We start from the raw sequence: 20,913 nt of genomic DNA, 5'->3' as shown, positions 1-20,913 counted from the left end.
CAAAAAGCCCCGATCGTACGATCGGGGCTTTTTGAATATAAAAAATCCTCATTACCAGTTCGGGCTCTGCAGCAAGCTTGGCGCATTCGCCAGTTCACTTTGCATCAACGGCCAGTAGTAATTCTTTGAAGTAAAAATTCTGTCCTCCAATTTAAAACGCTCCATCCTGTATTTGACACCGCCAATATCAATAGCACCGGCAGGGTCTTCAACAGGACGCATACCATGCGCGTAACGTTGCGTTTTTGGATAAGGCCATACTGCTGCCGGATTAGGAGCACCTTTATAGTTATTTTCCCGTGCCAGCTCTACCTGAGAATCCGGCTCAAGGTTCCAGCGGGCATAGAAGTAACGTTTGTTTTCATAGAAAAGTTCCACACGGCGCTCACGCTGAATATATTTGTGCAATGCTTCCTCATCCAATCCGGGAGGCACCGGCGCCATGAATGAGCGTGCGCGCAGCGTGTTCAACATGTCATACACATCGCTGCCCGGACCACTGAACCGGTTCATTGCCTCTGCATAGATCAGCATAATTTCCGGCAGGCGGATAACAGGAAAGTGCAAAGGCCAGCTGCCACTACGTTTCCAATCTTCATGATAGAACTTACGCAGGTAGTAACCTGTAAAGGTTGCATTACTGGCTCCTATCTTATCAGCACCGCTGGCAGTATTGATAATCTTATTCTGGTAAGTACTGCCATGATACATAATATCAGAATAAAAGCGGGGATCGCGTTTTGCATATGGATTGTTCACGTCCCAGCCCTTGGCTGCAGCCTGTGGATCGTAGGTAGCATAGCCATAACCATCATTTCCTACAAACTCATATTCATCCACCTGCTCCTGTATTGGCTGTAAACGGGAACCACCGCCATAAGAAGGTGGAATATGGTCCCCTTGCCATGATTCTGCCTTATTATTGGAAATGTAGAATACCCACTCATTGAGGATAGCCGGCTGATCGATATAGATCTGCTTTATTCTCGCATACACCTTGTTATTGCTTTCCGGCTGCCAGTCAGTGCCTTTCCCCATATACAGGCTGTAACGTGGTGTGGAACCATTTTTCAGGTCCAGTACAGCCTTTGCGGCATCTGCGGCCAGCTTCCACTTACTCTTGTCATAAGCCGCATATTGTGCGTGGCCGGCACGGGTATCGCTGCCGGGCAGCTTGCCTCCATTGTACATAGGGCTTGCGTTCATATATAGAACGATCGCTTTTAAGGCCATCGCGGCCCCCTTGTCGGCTCGTCCGAATTCACCATCATCGTGCCGGGCAGGTAGCTCGGCAATGGCAAAGTCCAGATCAGCAACAATCTTCGTCACAAATTCAGGCCATGGCTTGCGAGTGAATTGCTCATTAGCAGAGGGACTGGGTACATAATCTATATAAACAATGTCGCCATAGAAGCGGGCTGCCAACCAGTGAAAATATGCACGCAAAAAATGCGCTTCGGCTACACGGTTCTTCAGATCTCCCTCACGAAGCGGGTTGTCCGGAGAATTATATTTTTTCACACCTTCAAGGAACACATTGGCTTTACGGATAGAGTTATAATAATCCGGCCAGTAAATACCATTGGCTTTGGAAGGCATCCCGATGGATGGCCCAAAACTTCCGAAGTTAAACAGATCAGGTGTACCGGTTTCTACCTTGGTACCCTTACATTCATCCGTTATGCCGGACATGGAGAAATCCTGCAGGGTAACAATCCCTTTGTCACGGTCCCGCATGTCGCGATACAATTTGTTCGCTTCGCCGTTTACGCGGTCCCAGTTAGTGAATACCTGCTGTTCGTTGAGTTTATTGTCAGGCTGCCTGTCGAGGAATTTCTCGCAGGAGGTGGCACCTATCATTGTGCCGATTACTATTAAGAGGGTATATTTTCTTTGTTTCATGATTGCTGCTTTAGAAGGTTACGTAAACACCCAGATTATATACTTTCTGAATAGGGTACCAGTCGCCCCCGGTATTGGTTTCGGGGTCTACATCAAAAGTGGACAGTTTATCCCAGGTAGCCAGGTTCAGGCCTTGGGCATAGAACCTTGTTTTTGTAAGACCTAACCTCTTCAGGAACTTGGGGGAGAGGGAATAGCCAATTTCCAGGCTTTTCAAACGCATGTAAGAAGCGTCTGCGAGGAACAATGAACTATTCGGGTTTTTATTATTCAGATGTGTGCCGTAATGCAATGCAGGATAAGTAGCAGTGGCTGCTGTTGCCGGAGTCCAGCGGGCAAGGTGGAAATTCTTCACACGTCCGATGATGTCCTGTCCGTAAGTAGGGAAATCCCAGGCTGCGGCATTGATCAGCTGAACGCTGGTATTAGTGGCTCCCTGGAACAAAATGCTGACATCAAAACTTTTGTAAGACACGCCAAGAGGAAGACCAAACTGTATCTCAGGATTCCGGGGATTACCCATCGCGATGCGATCTTCCTGATCGGTGATCTGTCCGTCGCCATTCTGGTCTTTATACACCACATCACCAGGTATCAGTGCTCCCCATTTCTGGTAGTTGGATGTATTCAACTGGTCCGCTTCCGCCTGGTCCTTTACAAAATGACTGAACTCAAATACAAACTGCTCACCGATACGCTTTCCTGTACGGCGGGCATAGTCCACATTCTTGCCATTGGCAGCAATACGTTCTATTTCATTGATGTAGATGATCTTGTTCCTGGCAAAAGATACATTCGGGCGAATGTAATAGCTGAAGCTCTTGCCAATATTATCTGACCAGCCAACTTCCAGATCAAAACCCTTATTGTCTACTATACCCAGGTTCAACTGCGGCGCGTTCTGACCAACAACGGCAGATACGTTCCTGGTCCCATAGTCATTAGGAATGGTGGTAAGGATGTCGTAACGATGCTCCTTGAAGATATCCAGTGTAAGGCTCAGGCGATTGCTCAATGTTCTTGCTTCAATACCAATATTGGTCTTTCTGGCTTTCTCCCATGTCAGTGCGAGGTTGGCCAGCGGTGCTTCATACACGTTTGCTGGTGCGCCATTGTTCTGACCAACACCAAAATTGTAGGTATCACCATTTACCTCAAAGAATTGAAGGTAGCCGAAACGGATGCCAGGCAACAGATCACTACCTACCAATCCGTAAGAACCTCTCAGCTTCAGGTAATTGATGACTGAATTCTCCATAAAACGCTCATTGCTGATCACCCATCCTGCGGCAACGGCAGGGAAAAACCCATAACGGGCACCTTTGGGAAAGTTCTCCGATCCGTTATACCCGGCATTGAACTCAAACAGGTAGCGGTCGTTGTAATTATAAGTAGCTCTGAAAGCCAGGCCCTGGTTACCGAAAGGAACGTCATTCATAATAGTCCGGCGTTGCTGAAGCCCCAGTAACATCCCTGTCACACTATGCTTGCCAAAAGACCGGGCATAGTTCAATGTCACCTGCAGATGGGTCTTGCGTTGTGCACCCGGAGTGTTACCATCGTAACCATTGTTCATAGTGGCATTGTCTGAACGTTTCGGTGTAATATATGCACCATCGTAATGGCTGCCGTTGGGATTCATGAATATATCTACGCCGGCCTGCGGATAGAAAGTGGCATATCCGCCATACTCACGATAACCTTCAGACTCGTGCGGGATTGTTCTGTTCACAGTATTACCACTCTGTACATCATAAGAATATTGTACTTCGGCAGTCAAACCTTTTGTAATGAAATCCAGTTTATGGCCCAGCGCAAAACTTCCGTCCATGAACGTTTTGTATTCGTTGATAAAACCGGAGTAAGCAATCTCACCAAGGATATTATAACGATACAATTGCGTACCGAACAGCAAGCCTTCCGGATGTTTGTAGATGATGGACTTGTTTGCAGGATTATCGTTATTCTCCAATATGATCGGGTAGATAGAAGGTTGTGTGTTGGCGATATTCACCACACGCGCTGCTGTAGTGCCTGGCGCGATCCTGTTCTGGATACGCCCGCCGAGGTTCAAACGCGCATAGAAATTCTCCGTGATATTGATGTCGATATTAGAGCGAAAGTTATAACGTTTAAAAACTGCGTTGGTATTATAAGGACTCAGTTTGGTATGCTTATAGTTACCATCCTGGTTCATATAACCCGCCATTACAAAGTACTTCACGGTTTTACTGCCACCCTGGATGTTTAGACTGTAATCCTGCTGCATACTGGGTTTAAAGGCATAATCGAACAGATCGATGTTATAACCCAGTCCATCTGAGTTATCGCCTTTTGCTTTTTTGTAATTCTCGATGGCCTCTGCAGTAAACCTGGTGCGGGTACTTTTATCATTGTCCTGCGCCTCGTTATACAACATGGCATAATCTGCAGAGCCCAGGTACTCAGGGAATTTTATAGGTGCGGAAATACCAGTAGCAGCTTTGAAAGTAACATTGGGCTTATCCATCAATTTACCTCTGCGCGTGGTAACCAGGATTACACCATTGGCACCTCTAACACCAAAAACCGCTGTGGCAGATGCGTCCTTTAATAAGGAAAAGGTTTCCACTTCCTCCGGATTCAGATACTGGAAGTCGCGCTCAATGCCATCTACGATCACAATGGGTTTTTGAGAGTTGTTACCTGTATTGTAAGTAGCCATACCACGAATAAACACATCACTCTGGTCCACACCAGGCTCACCACCCACAAACTGGTTCACCAGCAAACCGGGTAGTCTTCCTGCAAGTGCATTGGAGAGGTTGGTAGTAGGGCTTTGACGTAGTTCGTTGGTGCCGATGGAAGTAACTGCGCCTACCACGGATACTTTCTTCTGTGTCCCATAACCTACCACAACTACATCGTTCAATGAAGATACTTGTTGGGTAAGCATCACAGTTACAGTGGTATTTTCTTTACCTACGCGAAGGTTCTCCGTTTTAAACCCAATAAATGTAAAACTCAATACACTGTTATCGGGAACGGTGATGGTAAAATTACCATCTATATCAGTGAACACACCAGTTGTGGAACCGATCACGGAAACAGATACACCGGCAAGCCCGGCATTGTTATAGTCAGTCACCTTTCCTTTGATCACAATAGGCGGTGATGGATGGCCTGTCACCACTTTCACTGCATTCTTCCTCACAACAGTGATTGTCTTTTGTGTGATAGTGAAACCGAAAGGCTGATCTTTAAAACAGATGTCCAGTACTTCTTCAATGCTGGCATCTTTCACGTCAATATCCACCTTCTTTGCCTCTTTCATCAGCTCATCCTTGTAAAAGAACTGATAGCCGGTTTTCCGGTGAATCTCTTTAAATACTTTTTCCAACGATACATTTCGTTGGGACATGGTGATCTGGGCAAAGGTCTTGGCATTTGCACAAAAATTTGCCACGATAAGTAATAATGCGGTTAGTTTAACAACCCGCATTAATCTGGTTACTACCAACCAGTCTGATTTAGACGTCAATAAAAATAGTCTCTTGTTCATAAAGTGGTAAATTAGAAGAATAGAAAATCCGTTACGTCTGTTTTGGGACAGCGTTCATATAATTATCGGGGAGTCGTCCCCTTGAAATTAACGTTAGCTAGTGGCCTTCGGACACTATGATCTTGCGGTCTTCTATTTTAAAGTCAACACCACCAGCCTTCATGATCTGCAATACCTGAGAGATATTGTTTTCACGGCTTACAATTCCTGAATAATGCCCTGTTGGCATCTTCCCTTCATATACTACGTCTATGTCGTACCATCTGGATATCTGCCGCATAATGCGTTGAATATCCCATGAGTTAAAGTTAAACCAACCGTTCTTCCAGGCCATTTCCTCATCTACATCAACAATTGCGGTTTTCATTGTTTCGTCAGCAAGGATCTGTGCCTGTACCCCCGGCTTCAATATTTTAAACTTGTCTCCTTTAGATACCTTTACTGCTCCTTCGAGCAAGGTAGTGGTCATCATGCCTTCATCTTCATAGGCCATGATATTGAAATGGGTACCCAATACCCTGATTGTTGCTTCTTTCGCTGTTACGAGAAATGGTTTTGCTTTATTCTTTGCTACCTCAAAATAAGCTTCCCCTTTAATGCTCACGCTTCTTGTATCGCCATTAAAAGTGGCCGGGAAGCGGATGCTGGAATTGGCATTGAGCCATACTTTGGTGCCATCTGAAAGTATCAGGCAATATTGTCCTCCTCTTGGTGTAGACAATGTATTATATACTGCTTCATCTGTGCTGTTTTTATTGGGGCCATAGGCTAATATGGATGAACTGGAGTTCACAACCACCGCGCTTCCCTGTGTTGTCAGCACGCCCTCACGTGAGGAATCCAGTTCTATATGAGAACCGTCCGCCAGTGTTAATACCGCTTTATTCCCACCGGGTTTGATCACATAGGGTGGTACAGGCTGTTCTGCCATATACTCATTCGTGGGCCGCTGATTGCTCATCCAATAATAACCTGCGATGAATAACATAATGGCAGCTGCTGCCGCTGCCGGCCACCACCGCTTCTTTACGGCTACTGGTTTCAACACTCTCTCCTGTTGCAGGATAGCTCTTAACGTCTCAGCCCCCTTTTCTTCACTGATCGGCCGATGATGGCTATGGTGTTGCTCCCATAATTCGGCGAGCAGACTTTTGAGCTCCTCATCATGTTTACTGTCCTCAACCGCCTCCATCAACTCATCTACCTCTGCAGCTGTAGCAGTTTTATCAAAATAGATACTCAATAGATAAGCCAGTCTAGCTTTATGCATATGTGTCATTCGGTGAAGAAAGTTATTCCCCAGTTTGATGGTAAGACAACGTAATTGTACAAGGGAGGTAATGAGATTTAAAAAAAAATTTCTAGCTGCGGAATATGAAAGAAAGAATAAGGACTAAAAAGCGAAGGCTGGTACGGAGATGGTCTCTTAAGAACCTCAGTGCCAATACCATATGCTTTTTAACGGTTTCGTGGGAGATATTGAGCTTTCTGGCAATGAGCTCATGGGATATACCTTCTTTCCGGCTTAACAGGAAAACGCTTCTTTGCCTGGGAGGAAGCAGTTCCACGGCCTTTTCAACCAGCTGCAGTACATCGGTAGACATGGCCTCTTCATGTTGGGTGCCGGCAGCCTGAAGTTCATAATATTCGTATGCCTTCTGGCGGTTCCTTAGCCGGGCCGTTTGTTTAAGGCAGTTAAATGCATGATTTCTGGCTACTGTGAATAGATAGGCTTTGAAACTATCTACCTTGGCCAATGCCTGGCGGTTGGTCCATATTTTCAGGAATACATCCTGAACGATCTCCTGGGTAATTTCTTCGGATTCTGTTATACGGATAATGAAATCGCCAAGTTGGTTGTAGTAGTTATGAAACAATTCTGCAAAGGCATTTTCATTGCCCTCTGCAACTCGCAATAGCAGCGCTTTTTCATTGGTGAAGGAGTTTCCCGGCAAAGAGTTTTGGTTGTAATGGTTAAATGGTATGAGTACAAGTTAAAGAAATTATCTTGTAATTGTCAAGTTAAGTTTCTTCAAACAATAGAAAAGCCGGGGTTGTGAAACCCCGGCCTAAAGATATCAAATCTATATCAGTCACATTCTCCCGGCAGATTCTGCATATACAACTTACTTTTCTCTGCATAGGCCTTACCTGGCTCATTAACATATTGTGCATCCAGTGCCCTCATCTGGGCTTCAAGCCGCATTAGCGTACTGAGCCGGTTGGTCAGGCAACTTAGTCTTGCCGTACTCCTCGATGTGGCGCGAGGGGCATGTTGTATTTTGCAAATGCTTACTTTAGCAGAAAGGATGTTTTCCTGTACAAGGGCCAGCGGGTCCATCATACTCAGCATGCTCTTCTGTGCATTTATATTCTGGTGAATATTCCCGGTGCCTGCCCCCCGGAGGGCCTCTTCCTTTTTCCTTTGCTGTTCCTTTCTGAAGGTCAGTAAAATGGCCTGCTCGGAAGCGCAGGGGCCGCTAACTGATTGGCTCTCCAGTTTCTCTTTTTCTTTTTGTAATGCTATCGTTTGTCCTCGTACATACTCGTCTTCCATCACCTTAAATTCACTTGTATTCAGGCAGGTGTTCATGATCAGGATGTCCGTTACCCTGCAGGAATAAGAAGAAGCCTGGATCTCCGTAACAATATATAATCCTTCGTCTGTATAGAGATATCCCACTCCAAAATTGCCAAGGAATTTCCGTGGATGCAGCTTTTCAGGGAACCGGTCTCCGTACAGGTACCATGTCATATCCGGGGAACTGGCAAAACGGTATGCCATGGCCGTCATGGTTCCATTACAGTATGGAGCAGTAACACCTTTACGCTGCAGGTCTGCCGGCCGGGAAACATCGATTGTGGCCATACGGTACGGATCTGTATTGGTATTTCCTGTAGACACCCATTTTTCTATGATATTATTTTTCCCTTTGCGTGTAGAATAGTGAAAGGTATTTCCCTTCAGGCTCATGATATAAAAAGAAAAATCAGCCAGTTCCGGGAACAGCATGTTCACCAGTCCGCCTTCAGCCGGAGGCAAATAGCCGATCACACCGGTATTGCTATTGATGAACATTGCCTGTTCCACCGTTTTACCGGGAATATTTATCTTCAGATCGAACTCGAAAGGAAAACATAAAGGTTGCTCGTGTGGCACAATAATGCGCGGCTCCGAATGGCCGGTCAATACAGGTGCATTTTTTACAGCAGCCCGCCAGGGAATCACGCCCAGGCTATCCCTGCTCCGGTTCCTGGGCTGAGCTGTGGCATCTGTTATGACTAAACCGACCAGAACAAACGCCAGCAGAATATTTTTCATGACAGGGAAATTAAAGTTTTACAAATTCTACGCGACGGTTCTTTGCTTTGCCACCCACACTGGCATTATCTGCCACGGGCTGCGATTCACCCTTTCCGTCTGTTTGGATCCTGGAGCCGGCTACAGCATATTTTTCCGTGATATAGCTTTTTACGGCAACCGCTCTTTTCTGTGACAATGCCAGGTTGCTGGCATCATTGCCATCATTATCGGTATGACCAATGATCTTTATTTTCAGCGAAGGCTCTTTTTGCAAGGCATCTCCAAACTGATTGATGATGCTGAAAGATTCCGGCCTGAGCTTGTCACTGTTTACATCGAACAGTATATCATTTGTCACCGCTTTCCCTTCTTCCATCAATTGTTTGACCAGCAGGCTACGGGCATCTGTTTCAGCCGATGCTATGCGTACATTACTGATAAGCATGCCGATCTCGGAGGCAGGTATCACCGCATTATTGTTCAGGAAAAAAGTGTTTCTCATTGCACTGGTCAATGCCCGTGGAAGATCGATGATCTTGTTATTGTCCAGGTAGAGCCTGATCCGGGATTTATTAACGGCAATCGCAACATGCAGCACTTTATTCACATAAGAAGTAAGCGGGAAATTACTTTTGTTGCCAATGATATCATTCTTCAATCCGTATTCCAGGGTTTTCCCATCTTCTTCCGTATACCGGTGGAGGTTGATAAAGAAGCGGTCCTGGTAGAACAGGTCTTCCCTCAGAATATCTTTCACCTGTGTGAGCCCGAACTGGATGAACGGTGTGCTGCGCCCTGTTTCCGATCTGAGGAAGAGATCAAACTCTATGGTGCTGTTTTCCGGTAATTGCCTATTCATAACCGGGGTAATAATACAATTGTGCACCACATCCAGCCATTTTCCATCCAGCCCTCCTATGGTCACCACTTTTCCGCTTCCATTGGTATTCCATTGTGCAGGAAAATCTCCTAATGCATCTTTTTCAAAATCGTCTTCAAACAGTACCATTTCCCCAGGCACAAAGTCAGTGGTGCTGTTGATGTTCTTCGGAGCTCCGGAAATGTTCCCGGTGCTTTTTCTTTCGGCAGTTCCGGTTACTTCATTTCCGGCACCGGAACCATTTTCCTGGTCGTTCTGTTGTTTTTTACCTTTGTCTTTTTTCTTGAACAGGTTACCGATGGCCCGGCCTGTTTTAGAAAAGGCGGAATCAATGCCTTTGTCTACAGTTTCATCCACTTTGTTGCCGGATTTGTCCTTTGCCCTTTGTTCCACTCTCTTGGGCAGAGAGACCTGTGCATGTAAAGTTATTGCGCTCATCAGTATGATGGACAGCGCGAGGATCATTTTCATATTGATGTTTTTGGAAAAGGCTGCCCTGAAGTACAGGAGCGGCTTTTTGATTTATTTACAGGTCCAGTTGCTGTTGACTTCGGCGGCAGATCTGGTAAACCTGTTATTGCCATAATTACTGTCATCGTTGCTGTCGTTTCCATCGATATAGATATCCGGATCGAAGCCGATCACCAGTACATAATTGGGGGGAAATTCGCCTTCTGCAGGGGAGGACCGGTTCCAGGGCCTTGTATAAGATACTTTTACTTCTGCACCCGGAGCCAGGTTCTGGAAGGATTGCGATGCTACTAGCTGGAGTCTGCCGCCATTATCTTCGTACAGCAATGCGGATTGTTGATTGGCGTTGGAGGAATAGGCAAGCCCACCCGTGTTCTTTACCACGCCTTCAACAACAACGTGTGCGTTAAAGCGGTCCTTACATTTTATGATGGTAAAATTGATCTTGCTGGCAGAAAGATCAATCTTTTTGATCATGATCTTTTTCATCTGTGCTTCTGTCAGCTGGATGTGTGCAGGAAGTCTGTTGCTGACGATCGACTTTTGCATGGCGGGCGGAATGTTGATCTGTGCAATGGCGGAGCCTGTAATGATCATCAATGCCAACAGCAAGCCACTGGTTTTGAAGATAGAAGAGGTTTGTTTCATAACTGTATTTTTGGGGATAAGAAAAAATTTTATCCTCCCAAACCTACGATCACGGTAAAGGGAATTCAACTACATATCCATGTAGGTGCATTATACCAGCTTATCCCTTATAGCCTTGGAAACGGCTTCTGTAGCGGAGTGTACGTGGAGTTTATCGTATATCTTTTTTATATGGAAACGAACGGTATCGATACTGATACCCTGTTCTCCGGCGATCATTTTATAACTGTAACCTTTCACCAGCAGCTGAAGGATAGCCGATTCTTTTGCGGAAAGATTTCCTTTCTCCGGTTCTTCCGAACGGGCTTGCGGTAGCATTTGCAATACTTTTTTTGCTATGGCTCCCGTCATGGGGGCTCCGCCCTCCAGAACATTGCGGATAGCCCCGGGAATTTCGCCCGTGATATTCTGCTTCAACAGGTAACCTGATGCCCCTGCGCAAATAGCCTTAAAGATGTTTTCATTATCATCGAAGATGGTAAGCATGATCACCGGTAATTGCGGGTTGAATTCCCGGATCTTTTTAACCGCCGTCACACCATCTACAACAGGCATATCAATATCCATCAGAACAACGTCCGGACGCAATTCTTTCACATCCGTTTCCACTGTTTCCGCATTGGGTATCGCGGCCACCAGTTCCAGGCCATCTTCTGAAGCTATCAGTATTTCAATGCTGGTGCGGATAACTTCGTTATCATCATATGCCAATACTTTTATCGTCATGTAACGGGTATTTTTAGACTGATAAGCGTGCCCTGTCCTTCGGCGGAGTGAATGCTTAATGTGCCGTTCAATGCATTTGCGCGTGCCTGCATATTATTAAGCCCGTTTGAGCTGTGGGTTCCGTTAGCATTGAAACCAATGCCATTGTCCCGGATAGTAAGGTTCAGCTCTTGTTCCTGTTGTGTTATGATAACGTCCACTTCTGTTGCCTGTGCATATTTGGAGACGTTATTGATCGCTTCTTTATAGATCAGGAAGAGATCTCTTCGTTGCCGCATATCCAGACTCGTATCCAGCAGCTTTTCGTCGATGCTGATGGAGGTCTGAATATTTCTGCTTTCCAGTGTTTGTGCAGCATACTCACGCATGCGGACCACCATATTTTCAAGCTTGTCATTTTCAGGTTTCACTGCCCACACAATATCGCTGATGCCCTGTTGGGCGGCAGCGGATTGTTCAGTGATCTTTTGAATGAAGCCTGAGACTTTATTGCCTTCTTTTTGCAGGTCTTTCCCGGAAACTTCCGATAATATCCTAATGCTGGTGAGCGTGGAGCCGATCTCGTCGTGCAGGTCTTTGGCGATATTATTACGCACGGCAAGCAGGGCTTCCTGTTCCTGGATCTTTCGTTTCAACTGGTACCGGTTGAACAGGAAGAATCCAATGATCAATAAAAGAAGAAGGCTTGTGAGCAGGAGGTTACGGACCATGCGGGAGCTTTTCAGCTGTTTCTCCTTCAATTGTTTTTCTTTGGCCGCCAGCTCCAATTGTTGCTGGTTGTAATTGACCTGAAGTAATTGTTTTTCCAGTTTTTCATCCTGCTGACTGATCTTCAGGTCTTGCACTTCTTTTTCTTTAGACAGCAGGATGATCTCGTTCTGTTTCCTCCTTGCTTCTTCGAGATTTCCTGCCAGCAGGGCTTTCTGCTTTTCTATCTGCAGGGTTTTAATCTCCTGAGCGGTATTGAGGCGGGAAATCAGGTTGTCTTTTTTTTCACTTTCATATTTGGCTTCCAGACCGGCGATAGCAGTTGCTGTATTGTTTTTGATGATACTGTCCCTGTAGAGGATATGTCTGACATAGTAATGATAGGCTTCTTCATAGTTCTGATGATCTTTGTAAAAGATCGCAAGCTGATAATAAAGGTCACGAAGATTAAATTTGTCGTTCAGGGAACCCGACAGTGCCAGGGATTTGTTGAACCAGGATAATGCCTGGACTGAATCTTTTTTCATGAAAGCCATACCCGCAGCAATATAGCGCCGGGCCAGCATCAGCGGATCCTTTCTATTCTTCTCCAGCAGGGAAATGATCTTCATTTCATATTCGAGTGCCGTAGTGCTGTCTTTTTGTTCACTTGCGATGAGGGAGGAAGTGATGTAAGAATGAATGATACGGGATTCGTCGCCCGATTGCTCGGCATATTTTACGCAGAGGCGCTGGTATCGTCTTGCTTCCTCGTTATTCACGCCAAGGTAGAACTGGCTGAGGTTACAGCATCCAAGGGAAAGGCGGGAAATATCACCGGCTTTTTCCCTGTAGGCAACGGATCTTTTCGCGTATTCGATGGTTTTATCCCTTTGTTTGAGCTCATAATAAACAGTGGCGAGATTGTTATAAGCGGCGGCCTTTTCACCATCGAACCCATCTCCAAGTGATTCATATACATCGATGGAACGGATCAGGCAATGGGCCTTTTTGTCCAGCTCCCCTTTCATGCCATAGGTAAATCCGAAATCGTTGAAGGCAAGCGCGGCATACCGGGAAGGATGTTTTTCGAAATAATGCTGTACGCTTTTTTCAAAATAGGGAATGGCCTCGTCATATTTTTTATCGTACATATTCACTTGTGCCATTTGCATAAGGGAAATAGCAACAATCATGGAATCTTTCAGTTGCTGACCGATCTCCCTGGTGCTACCGGCTTGCAAGGCTGCATTTTCCAGATCTCCTTTGTCTATGAGGATGTCTGTCCTTTCTATCAGCGCGAAAGCCAATCCTTTTTTATAGTTATTGTGCCGGCTGTAATTGATTGCAAGGTCGCAATAATGTAGGGCGGAATCGTAGATTGAATTGGAAAAATGTTCTTCCGCGGTTGCAATAAGTTTGAATATTGTCGCGGAATCTTTGGAATAGAATTGTGCCCGAGGTGCAGCAGCCGTCAGAAGCAAAAGCGAGAACGTGCATAACAGGCAAAGCCTGAAATTCATAGGGGTTGAATTATGAGGAAAATGTACGAATAAAATAGGGAATTAAGAAGTTTTTCCGGGGAAAGGAACGAGATCACTTGCCGATGCCGAAAGTAATATTTATTAAGGACCAACGAATTATCAGTAGGAAAATACGAAATAGAAATAAACGTTTTTCCGAAAATATTCAGCTGTAATTTACTTGCTGAATTATAAATGATGCGCCGCTATGTTAGTCGTGGTTTACTTTTCAGCATCCCGGACTGCTAATAATTTATCAAGAATTTTTAAATAAAGCTCAGTAGAAACTTGTCGCTCATATTCATACTTTGTCTTATGAGCTATCACAAGGTCAAGTTTTGGCAGAACGGTGATAAATTGTCCAAAGGCACCCGTGGCGGAATAAGCGCCTTCATAGGCACCTTTATTATATGGTGCATCCCAGATCCACCATAAGTATCCATAACCAAAATGAAAGTAAGCGGTCTTGTTTTGCTCAGCCTCCTTGTTTGTGGTAACAATTGAAGTAGTGGTTTTTACCCAGCTGGCAGGAAGCACTTGTTGATCTTTCCACTTTCCGTTCCTTAACATAAGGTAGCCTAACCGTGCCATATCACGAGTTGAAAACCATATATGATACGCCTTGTATTTTGACTTTGTGGTATCACCGGTCTTTCTTTGCGCTTCGATCCTCCAGTCCTGCATCTGTAGTGGATTAGCCAGTATAGAGTCAATGAGCTCGTATATGCTTTTACCTGTCTGCCGCTCCAGAATATACCCCGCTATATTAAAGTCCCAGTTATTGTATAGCCAAAAGCTGCCTGGTGTAACACTGCCTCTTTTAGGCGCCATAGCAGAAGCGTCACCTTCGTTACTGGCTGCATGGTAAACACCAGAGCGGGCCGTGAGTAAATCATTAATAGTCGCTTTCTTTTCAATCGGTAGTAATCCACCCACATCGTCAAGTCCCAGTTGTTCAATGGTAGTATTCAACTTTAACTTATCATTGGTAACAAAAGGGCCATATAGCATCGAAAGAACGCTCTTCCTACATGAAGCCAGATAACTAAGTTCTTGTACATCCCCATATTCAAACAAAACTTTACCACTTTGTATCACCACCATTCCCGTAGTGTGAGTGCTATCAATAATAAAACCACGAAGTTGCTTTAACTTTCTGTTATTCCAGCCATAGTCGCCCGGATTGATAATCCTTTCCCAGGTGCTATCAGGAAATACTTCAAGGGAACTCTGTAAAGGCTTTGCCGTTTGAGCAACTGTCAAAAGTGGAAGTAGTTGCAGACCAAAAATTATAAGTTTCTGCATGGTTAGATTTCTTTGGTTGTTAAATAGAAGAAAAAGCCTACTTCTCAATACAGAATTTGCAATCCCTTGATACCGTCCGCGTACACATTATTTCCAAAAACAACGACCCATTTGCTTTCTCAAATTCTACCCCGGTAAGTCAAAGGTGGTGGAGTTAGGGGTTGATGAAGTATAGATCGTAGCGCTTGCTTTTGTCTCTACAGCCTTCCTGTGGCAGGCGTAAACGAATAAGAAAAGGTCCGTAGTGCCTTGTTTGGTCACCCGGTCACTCCGCCCTCAGGCTCTTCACCGGGTTCACTAATGCCGCCCTGATAGTCTGTAACCCCAGCGTAAGCAATGCAATAGAAAGCATGACCAGCCCACTGACCACAAATATCCAGGAACTCATGCCCGTCCTGTAAGCAAATTGCTGCAGCCATTGGTGCATACTTAGCCATGCAAGCGGTATAGCAATTATAAATGCTAAAATGACCAACAGAATAAATTCTTTTGAGATCAGCGTCACGATCTGAACAACAGAAGCACCGAGTATTTTACGTACACCTATTTCTTTGGTACGCTGCCGGATAGTATAAATGACCAACCCCAGCAGGCCGAGGCTGCTGATGAATATAGCCAGCGCTGCAGCCCACATCAGCAGACGGGAGATCTGCCTTTCATTTTTGTAGAACCTGGCTATTTCTTCGTTAAAAAAACTATAAGAGAAATCTTCTTCCGGATATATTTCTTTCCATGCTTTCTCCATCTTCCCAAAAGCTGCCTTCCATGCCGTACCTGCCTTGTTCTGCGGGTACAAGGCAATGCTAAAGGTGTTCGCTTTAGCGCTCCAGTGAGCTATTATCAATGGCTTGATAGGTTCACGTAAAGAGGTCTGGTGAAAATTTGCGATCACTCCTGTTATGGGCACATGTCTTTCTTCATCCCAGGTTATGTACTGACCTATTGCCTGTTGCGATGTGGCAAAGCCCAATATCTGCGCATATCTTTCATTGATGAGCACCCCATTTACAGTATCGCTGTGCTGTATATTTTCCCCTGCAAGCAATTGTAAGCCATATAATTTAAGATAGCCGGTATCGCCAATTTTAACCTGTACATCTGTTTCAAGATCTTTATATCTCATGGTGCTGGACCAGCTACCATTGGAGGAAGGCGGCGCAGAGCCCAGGCTCACCATGGCAATTTCAGGTATCGCTTTCAGCTTGTTCATCAGCGAAATCCTTTTCTTTGCATCCGGCTCATTAACATTGGTGCTGAAATAAACAATTGCATCCTTCTTAAAACCAAGGTCTTTGTTAAGCGAATAATGGATCTGTTTGCTGACAACAACGGTGGCCAGAATAAACACCTGTGCAATTACGAACTGTGATACGGTCAGGGATTTACGCATCCATGCATTACGCGTTTTACCGGCGTTCGCGTAAGTCTGGTTCTTTAAGGTCTGCACAGGATTGTAACCGGCTAATACCAGGGCAGGATAAAAGCCGGACAGCACAGTGACCAGCAATATCAATAAGATTAAAAATAAAAGCACGCCAGGCTGTGTTGCCAAACTAAGCCCCAGGCCCTCAGGGATAAAACCGGCGAAGGCTTTTAAGATCAGCGGCGTTAGCAGTATTGACAGCAGCGCTGCAATTAAAGTAAGCTGAAAAGTCTCACCCAGGAATTGAAGGATGAGTTGCTTTTGGGAACTGCCGATAGCTTTACGTACACCTATTTCCTTTGCGCGCTGTGCAGCCTGCGCCGTAGTTAGATTGATAAAGTTGATGCAGCCCAGCAATAATAAAAAAGCAGCAATAGCCAGCAGACCGTATAAGGTTTGCTTATTAGCAAGCGGTTGGCCAAATGCACCATAAGTACTGTTAAAATGAATGTCGTTCAGGGGTTGCAGCCTGTAGGAGGTTTTATTATTATTCCCCGGCTCAGGCTTATTGTATTTGTTATATAGCTTATTGATCTCCTTTTCCACCTGCGGCACCTGTGCACCTGCAGAGAGTTTCACAAAGAGTTGCGAAGCGCCGTTAGTGCTGCTCCATTGATCCCAGTCCTCCGGCTTCAGGCCCGTAGTGCTTAGGGTGCTATAGGATACAAATATCTTAAAGGCAAAATCGGTATTCTCTTTAAAGTCATTTACAATGCCGGTAACGGTGGTACGCACGGTGTCATTGAAATAAAGCTCCCTGCCTATTATTTCGCTAGCCGAAAGCCCCGGGAAATAAAGCTGTGCATTGGATGCAGTCAATACAGTTTGGTAAGGCTGCTGTAAGGCAGTGGCGGGAGTACCCGCAATCCACTGATGACGAAAGAGATTAAAATAGTGAACATTGGCAAAGATGATATTCCTTTGCTTTTTAAAGCTTTTATGCGCATCCGCCACGCTTACCTTTACACCATCATTCCATGTACGGAAGGCGGCCACTTCATCAAAGCCTGTAAGTTCGTTCTGAACGGCCCTGCCAAGGGGAGAAGTAACACCGGAATTATGATACTCAACGCCGGTAAAAACGAAGTCAGATACTATCCTGTAAATCCGGTCACCATCTCTGTCAAACTTATTAAAGCCAAAATGATAGCTCACCAGCAGGTATATTACTAATGATGCGCTAAGGCCAATAGCAAGGCCTGATATATTAATAGCTGAGAAAGTTTTATTCTTCCAAAGCGACCTCCAAGTAACGACTAGGTAATTTTTGAACATAAGGTGACGTATACATCCTGACTAAGATAGCTAAGAAAATGCCATAGTCCTCTCAATTGATAATCAATAAATTACCTCCTTATAGGTATGCTCAGTCGTTCGGTTTCAGCACAATGGGCGTCCGTTTCCGGACAGGGGTACAGCAAAACGGGAAAAGATGATCCTTTCCCGTTTTGAAGTAATTAGCCTCAGGCATCCGGAATCTCAGGCTCTACCAGCCTCATCAGCTTATCCAGCGATTCCTGCCAGCCTAAATAACACATCTCTTCCGGTATAACAGAAGGAATTCCTTCCTGCAGGACCTTTATCTCCGTACCTGCCATATTTTTCTTCAGCCATACAGACGTCATGATCTCACCCGGTAAGTTAGGATCATCAAACTGATCCGTATCGTATATTTCAGAAATTCATTCGGTTTAATTTCTACATACTTCCCACCAAATGAATGACTGTTGCCGGTGGAAAAATTCTGAAAAGACATTTTAAAAGAACCGCCGGTCTTCACAAGCTGTGGGCCATAGAATTTCTCCAGATACTTCGGCGGGATTCTTTTTGATCATAGCCTGGCCGGTGTTATACTTGGTTACTATACGCCATGGTCGTCGGTTTATGAAACCGGAGCGATTTGCCAAGTTTGACCTTTGGAAGCCCATCATTCTTTAGAAAGAAAAAAATGGGGGTTATTTGCCAATACAAAACTTCGAAAATATATAATCCAACCGATCCTCATTCGTCACCTCCCCTGCTATATCCGCCAGGTAAAACAAACACCTCCTGATATCCAGCGCCAACAAATCCCCCGGCAACCCCTCATCCATCCCACGTTTCACATCCTGCAAAGAAGAATACACTTCCTGCAAAGCCGTATAATGCCGCACATTGGTAATGATCGTATTCTCTGTATTGACAGAACCTCCCATCACCGCAGCCACCAACCGCTCCCTCAAAGCATCAACACGGGAATGATCCTTCGCAGAAATAAACAGGATCCCAGGAATAGAGGAAAACTTAGTCTCAGCATCTGCTAGAAGATCGACCTTATTCCCTACAAGTAAATAAGAGATCCCCTCTGCCTCAAATGAAGCCACCTGTGCAAGTACCTCAGCTGCTGAAAGCTCCGCCACATCAAAGAGGTAGATCACAATCCCCGCTTCCCGCATCTTCTCCAAAGACTTGGCCACTCCTATACTTTCAATAAGATCGGAGCTCTCCCGTATCCCCGCCGTATCAATCAGGCGGAAAAGGATACCTCCTATATTCAACACCTCCTCAATCGTATCACGGGTTGTACCGGCAATATCACTTACAATAGCACGGTTTTCATTCAGTAATGTATTCAGCAAAGTAGACTTGCCCGCATTCGGCCTTCCAATGATGGCAGTATTTACTCCGTTCTTGATTACGTTGCCGGCTTTAAAAGACTTAACCAACTGAGCAACCTCCACCAACGCAGCCTCCACTAACTGGTAAAGAGCAGACCGGTCCGCAAACTCTACATCTTCCTGGCTGAAATCCAATTCCAGTTCTATCAGTGCTGAGAACCTGATCAACTGCTCCCGCAAAGCCTGCAGTTCACGGGAAAAGCCTCCCCGCATTTGTTGGATGGCTGTTTGATGAGATGCGGCCGTATTACTGGCAATCAGGTCTGCCACGGATTCTGCCTGCGTCAAATCCAGCTTACCGTTCAGAAATGCTCTTTGTGTGAACTCCCCCGGCTTAGCCATACGCGCCCCCGATGCTATACAGGCCTCAACAATCTGCGCCTGTATATAAGGTGAGCCATGGCACGAAATCTCCACTACCTCTTCTCCCGTATAGGAGCGGGGAGCATGATACAGGCTAACCACTACTTCGTCAATAACTTTCCCTTCAAAATGCAAAGCCCCAAAATGCAATGTATGCCCGGGCTGCGCAGCCAGGTCCTTAGAGGGAAATAGCTTTGAAGTAATAGCAATCGCAGCAGTCCCGCTCAAACGGATCACTGCAATAGCCCCGATCCCGGGTGCAGTTGCAATCGCAACTATCGTATCATCATGACCTCCTAACTTTCCAATCATGCATCGAAATTAAATAAAAATACCTACCTGCAGTCTGGCCGGGATTTATTCTACCAGCCAAAGGCCATAAATAAATAAACAAAAGAATCTAATAACTACTGACTCTTAATCAGTAGCTCCAAAATAAACTCCTTGATTGACATCTGTACTCCGAACCTATAAAACCAAAACCTTCCCTCCAACAAAACAGCCCACCGCAAGCCCTAAAAATCAAGAAGAGGTCCGCTTTTCCGGCCTGCCTCTATAAAGTAACAACCGCCATAAACAAAAAAAAATTCCCCGCCAGCTAACTGGCAGGGAATATATTTCTACTAGCTTGAGACTAATAATTACTGATCTTGCAAAGTGAACCGGATCGGCAAGTTGAACTGCACAGATACCTGGCGTCCATTTTGCTTACCTGGTTTCCACTTCGGCATTTTCTTCACCACGCGGATGGCTTCTTCTTCAAGACCACCACCTTTGGGTGCACCTACCGTTTTCACATCCTTGATCTGACCTTCTGAGTCAACCACAAAGGATACGAAAATGGTACCGAAGATACCGTTCTCTGTTGCCAGATGCGGATAACGGATGTTATTGCTCAGGTACTTGTTGAGCGCTTCGTCACCACCCGGGAAGGTTGGAGGTTGCTCCACGAATGTGAAGATCTCTTCCTTCGGCGGCGGAGGCGGTGCTTCTACCACACCGGTACCTTTACTGTCATTGATCAATCCTGGGTCGATACCGTTCGGGTCACCTTCTACTGTTTTAGTAGATACGGCTTTATCCTTGATCTCGTCCAGTTTAACCAATTCTTCTTCCGCTTTTACTTCTTCATCTTTCTTGATCACCGGCGGCGTGAATTGCACTGAAGGCTTCACTGGTGGCGGTGGAGCAGGTGGCGGAGGCGGCGGAGGCGGCGTTTTCGGATCGTCCGGTAACTTCACGTCCTCCAGCTTGATATCTTCAACTACAGGCTTCAGGTTCTTATCGCTGTCGTTAGCACTCAGGTTGATATAAACCAGGTAAGAACCAACGATCAATAATGCCAGAGCAGCTGTACCTAAGATGGAATTCCGCACGCGCTTGTCGTACTTCTTGCGAAGCTCATAAGCACCGTAGTTCTTGTTCCTGTCTTCAAACAGGATGTCAAGAAAATCGGCCTTAAGGATTTTAGCTGAATCCATGA

General features: G+C 45.5%; 15 protein-coding genes. All 15 read right to left on the bottom strand.

Annotation, left to right across the window (positions count from 1 at the left end; genetic code table 11):
- Positions 1-51 precede the first annotated feature (51 nt).
- A complete protein-coding gene (locus BUR42_RS25840) occupies positions 52-1,902 on the bottom strand; it encodes a RagB/SusD family nutrient uptake outer membrane protein (protein WP_074242441.1) in 1,851 nt (616 codons plus the stop codon).
- A gap of 10 nt (positions 1,903-1,912) precedes the next feature.
- Positions 1,913-5,443, bottom strand: coding sequence for a TonB-dependent receptor (locus BUR42_RS25835; protein WP_074242440.1), 3,531 nt, complete (start codon positions 5,441-5,443; stop codon positions 1,913-1,915).
- A 97-nt stretch (positions 5,444-5,540) separates the two neighbouring features.
- Positions 5,541-6,713, bottom strand: coding sequence for a FecR family protein (locus BUR42_RS25830; protein WP_074243221.1), 1,173 nt, complete (start codon positions 6,711-6,713; stop codon positions 5,541-5,543).
- Between the two features lie 91 nt (positions 6,714-6,804).
- Positions 6,805-7,398 (bottom strand): RNA polymerase sigma factor, encoded by a 594-nt coding sequence (locus BUR42_RS25825; protein WP_074242439.1) that lies wholly within the window; start codon positions 7,396-7,398, stop codon positions 6,805-6,807.
- A 134-nt stretch (positions 7,399-7,532) separates the two neighbouring features.
- Complete coding sequence (locus BUR42_RS25820) at positions 7,533-8,765, bottom strand: hypothetical protein (protein ID WP_074242438.1); 1,233 nt, start codon at positions 8,763-8,765, stop codon at positions 7,533-7,535.
- A gap of 10 nt (positions 8,766-8,775) precedes the next feature.
- The gene (locus BUR42_RS25815) at positions 8,776-10,098 is read right to left on the bottom strand and encodes an OmpA family protein (protein WP_074242437.1); all 1,323 of its coding nucleotides are present in this window, start codon (positions 10,096-10,098) and stop codon (positions 8,776-8,778) included.
- 51 nt (positions 10,099-10,149) lie between these two features.
- Positions 10,150-10,746: a hypothetical protein gene (locus tag BUR42_RS25810; RefSeq protein ID WP_074242436.1), complete on the bottom strand. Its 597-nt coding sequence runs from the start codon at positions 10,744-10,746 to the stop codon at positions 10,150-10,152.
- Positions 10,747-10,836: 90 nt separating this feature from the next.
- Entirely contained in the window at positions 10,837-11,472 is a 636-nt protein-coding gene (locus BUR42_RS25805) for a response regulator transcription factor (RefSeq protein ID WP_074242435.1), read from the bottom strand.
- Positions 11,469-13,682, bottom strand: a complete 2,214-nt coding sequence (locus BUR42_RS25800; RefSeq protein ID WP_084185822.1) for a tetratricopeptide repeat-containing sensor histidine kinase — start codon at positions 13,680-13,682, stop codon at positions 11,469-11,471. The genes BUR42_RS25805 and BUR42_RS25800 overlap by 4 nt, the downstream gene beginning before the upstream one ends.
- A 222-nt stretch (positions 13,683-13,904) precedes the next feature.
- Positions 13,905-14,987 carry a serine hydrolase domain-containing protein gene (locus BUR42_RS25795; RefSeq protein WP_074242434.1) on the bottom strand — a complete coding sequence of 361 codons (1,083 nt, stop codon included), beginning with the start codon at positions 14,985-14,987 and terminating at the stop codon, positions 13,905-13,907.
- A 265-nt stretch (positions 14,988-15,252) separates the two neighbouring features.
- On the bottom strand, positions 15,253-17,685 hold the full coding sequence (locus BUR42_RS25790; protein WP_074242433.1) for an ABC transporter permease: 2,433 nt from the start codon (positions 17,683-17,685) through the stop codon (positions 15,253-15,255).
- A gap of 188 nt (positions 17,686-17,873) precedes the next feature.
- On the bottom strand, positions 17,874-18,035 hold the full coding sequence (locus tag BUR42_RS30110; protein ID WP_262488014.1) for an SRPBCC family protein: 162 nt from the start codon (positions 18,033-18,035) through the stop codon (positions 17,874-17,876).
- The gene (locus BUR42_RS30105; RefSeq protein WP_262488013.1) at positions 18,032-18,166 is read right to left on the bottom strand and encodes an SRPBCC family protein; all 135 of its coding nucleotides are present in this window, start codon (positions 18,164-18,166) and stop codon (positions 18,032-18,034) included. Before BUR42_RS30105 ends, BUR42_RS30110 begins: the two co-directional genes overlap by 4 nt.
- Positions 18,167-18,365: 199 nt before the next feature.
- Positions 18,366-19,742, bottom strand: coding sequence for a tRNA uridine-5-carboxymethylaminomethyl(34) synthesis GTPase MnmE (gene mnmE / locus BUR42_RS25780; protein ID WP_074242432.1), 1,377 nt, complete (start codon positions 19,740-19,742; stop codon positions 18,366-18,368).
- 329 nt (positions 19,743-20,071) lie between these two features.
- Positions 20,072-20,911, bottom strand: coding sequence for an energy transducer TonB (locus BUR42_RS25775; RefSeq protein ID WP_074242431.1), 840 nt, complete (start codon positions 20,909-20,911; stop codon positions 20,072-20,074).
- Positions 20,912-20,913 lie beyond the last annotated feature (2 nt).

Origin of the sequence: Chitinophaga niabensis, from assembly GCF_900129465.1 — a bacterium.
Taxonomy (GTDB): Bacteria; Bacteroidota; Bacteroidia; order Chitinophagales; family Chitinophagaceae; genus Chitinophaga; species Chitinophaga niabensis.
Note: the sequence above shows the minus strand (reverse complement) of the source record. Positions and strands in the feature narration are given on the sequence as shown.